Here is a 3,072-nt window from a genome sequence, read left to right on the forward strand (position 1 = left end):
AGCTGCGCAACCGCCTCAACACGGCCACCGGCCTGCGGCTGCCCGCCACCCTGGTCTTCGACCACCCGAACCCCGCCGCGCTCGCGGACCACCTGCTGGGCGAGCTCCTCGGCGCCCGGCCGGCGGCGAAGCCCGTCGCGGTGGCCGTCCGGACGGCGGGCGCGGACGAGGACCCGATCGCGATCGTCGCCATGGCCTGCCGCTTCCCGGGCGGTGTCCGCACCCCCGAGGAGCTGTGGCAGCTGGTGCTCTCCGGCACCGACGCGGTCGGCGCGCTGCCGACCGACCGCGGCTGGGACCTGAGCGCCCTGGCCGCCGTCGAGAGCGGCACCCAGCAGGCCCGCGAGGGCGGGTTCCTGTACGACGCGGACCGCTTCGACGCCGCGTTCTTCGGGATCTCGCCGCGTGAGGCGCTCGCCATGGACCCGCAGCAGCGGCTGCTGCTGGAGACCTCCTGGGAGGCCTTCGAGCGCGCGGGCATCGACCCGTCCTCGATGAAGGGCAGCCCGACGGGTGTCTTCGTCGGCGCCTCCTCGCACGGCTACGCGACCGGGCAGGGCGTCGACCAGGCGGGCCTCCAGGGCCACCTGCTGACCGGCAACGCCACCTCGGTGGCCTCCGGCCGACTCGCCTACACCTTCGGTCTTGAAGGCCCGGCGGTCACCGTCGACACGGCCTGCTCGTCCTCGCTGGTCGCGCTGCACTGGGCCGCCCAGGCGCTGCGCAGCGGCGAGTGCACGATGGCCCTCGCGGGCGGCGTGACGGTGATGGCCGGCCCGAGCATGTTCCTGGAGATGGGCCGCCAGGGCGGTCTCGCCTCGGACGGCCGCTGCAAGGCCTTCTCGGCGGACGCCGACGGCACCGGCTGGGCCGAGGGCGCGGGCGTGCTGCTGCTGGAGCGGCTGTCGGACGCCGAGCGCAACGGGCACCCGGTGCTCGCGGTGGTGCGCGGCAGCGCGATCAACCAGGACGGTGCCAGCAACGGGCTCACCGCCCCCAACGGCCCCGCCCAGCAGCGGGTGATCCGCCAGGCCCTGGCCAACGCCGGGCTGTCGGCCGCCGAGATCGACGCGGTCGAGGCGCACGGCACCGGGACCGCGCTGGGCGACCCGATCGAGGCCCAGGCGCTGCTGGCCACCTACGGCCAGGAGCGCAGCGGCGACCGCCCGCTCTGGCTGGGCTCGCTGAAGTCCAACATCGGCCACGCCCAGGCGGCGGCCGGCGTGGCGGGCGTCATCAAGACGGTGATGGCCCTCCGGGCTGGCGTGCTGCCCAAGACCCTGCACGTGACCGAACGTTCGCCGAAGGTCGACTGGTCGGCGGGCGCGGTGGAACTGCTGACCGAGGCCCGGCCGTGGCCGGAGACCGGGCGCCCGCGTCGCGCGGCCGTCTCCTCCTTCGGCATCAGCGGGACCAACGCCCACACGATCATCGAGCAGGTCGGCATGCCCGACCGCACCCCGGCCGAGCCGGTGGAGCGCGTGCAGGCGGCGGACGCCGTCCTGCCGTGGGTGCTGTCGGCACGCAGCGAGCAGGCCCTGGCCGACCAGGCGCGGCGACTGCTGGCCCACTGGGAGGAGCACGACGACCTGCGGGCCGCCGACATCGCGCACTCCCTGACGACCGGACGCAGCACCTTCGAGCACCGGGCCGTCGTGATCGGCTGGGACCGTACGGAGTTCGCGGACGGTCTGACCGCCCTGGCCGCCGGGCGGAGCTCCGCCCGCGTGGTGGAGGGCATGTCCGAGGGCGGGAAGCTGGCCTTCCTGTTCACCGGGCAGGGGAGCCAGCGGCCGGGGATGGGCCGGGAGCTGTACGAGGCGTACCCGGTGTTCGCGGAGGCCTTCGACGCGGTCTGCGCGCGGGTCGAACTGCCGCTGCGCGAAGCCGTGTTCGGCGAGGACGCCGCGGTTCTCGCCCGGACGGAGTTCACCCAGCTCGCGCTGTTCGCCGTCGAGGTGGCGCTGTTCCGCCTGCTGGAGAGCTGGGGTGTCCGCCCTGACTTCCTGGTCGGCCACTCGATCGGCGAGCTGGCGGCCGCACACGTCGCGGGCGTGCTGTCGCTGGACGACGCCGTCACCCTGGTGGCGGCCCGTGGCCGGCTGATGCAGGCGCTGCCCGAGGGCGGCGCGATGGTCGCGGTGAAGGCCACCGAGGCCGACGTCCTGCCCCTGCTCACCGAGAACGTCAGCATCGCGGCGATCAACGGGCCGACGTCCGTGGTGATTTCGGGCGACGAGGCCGAAGTCCTGGCGATCGCCGGGAAGTTCGAGAAGACCAAGCGTCTCAACGTCTCGCACGCGTTCCACTCGCCGCTGATGGACGGCATGCTGGACGACTTCCGCCGGGTGGCGGAGGGCCTGTCCTACGCGGCGCCGCGCATCCCGGTCGTGTCGAACGTGACGGGTGCCCCGGCGAGCGCCGAGGAGCTGTGCTCGCCCGAGTACTGGGTGCGCCACGTGCGCCAGGCGGTCCGCTTCGCCGACGGCATGCGGACCCTGGAGGCCCAGGGCGTGACCACGTACCTGGAGCTGGGCCCCGACGGCGTGCTCTCGGCCATGGGCCAGGAGTGCGTCGAGCAGGGCGTGTTCACCCCGGCGCTGCGCGCAGGGCGCGCGGAGGCCCGGACGGTGGTCGGTGCGGCGGCCCTGGCGCATGTGCGGGGTGCGGCCGTCGACTGGACGGCCGTCCGGGGCCGGGACACCGGTGCTCGGCGGGTGGAGCTGCCCACGTACGCGTTCGACCGGCAGAGCTACTGGCTGCAGAGCTCTTCGGCGCCGGAGGCCGGGCCGGCCGGTACGGGCGGTACGGGCGGTGCGACCCAGCAGGCCGACGGCTGGTTCTGGGACGCCGTCGAGCAGGAGGACGTGCACTCCCTGGCCGACGCCCTGGACTCCGGGGACGACGACCTGCGTTCCTCGCTCGGCACGGTGCTGCCGGTGCTGTCCGAGTGGCGTCGGCGCCGGACCGCGGAGTCCACCGTCGACGGCTGGCGCTACCGGGTCGAGTGGAAGCCCCTGCCGGAGGCCGCCGCGACCGTTCCGTCCGGTGAGTGGCTGGTGGTGGCGGAGG

Annotated in this window: 1 protein-coding gene; it reads left to right on the forward strand. The window is 74.5% G+C overall.

Annotation, left to right across the window (positions count from 1 at the left end):
* Positions 1-3,072 (forward strand): type I polyketide synthase (locus tag ACWDBB_RS36075; RefSeq protein ID WP_449793631.1); only part of this gene is annotated, 3,072 nt, incomplete at both ends.

The sequence above is a fragment of the Kitasatospora sp. NPDC001095 genome (assembly GCF_053598615.1).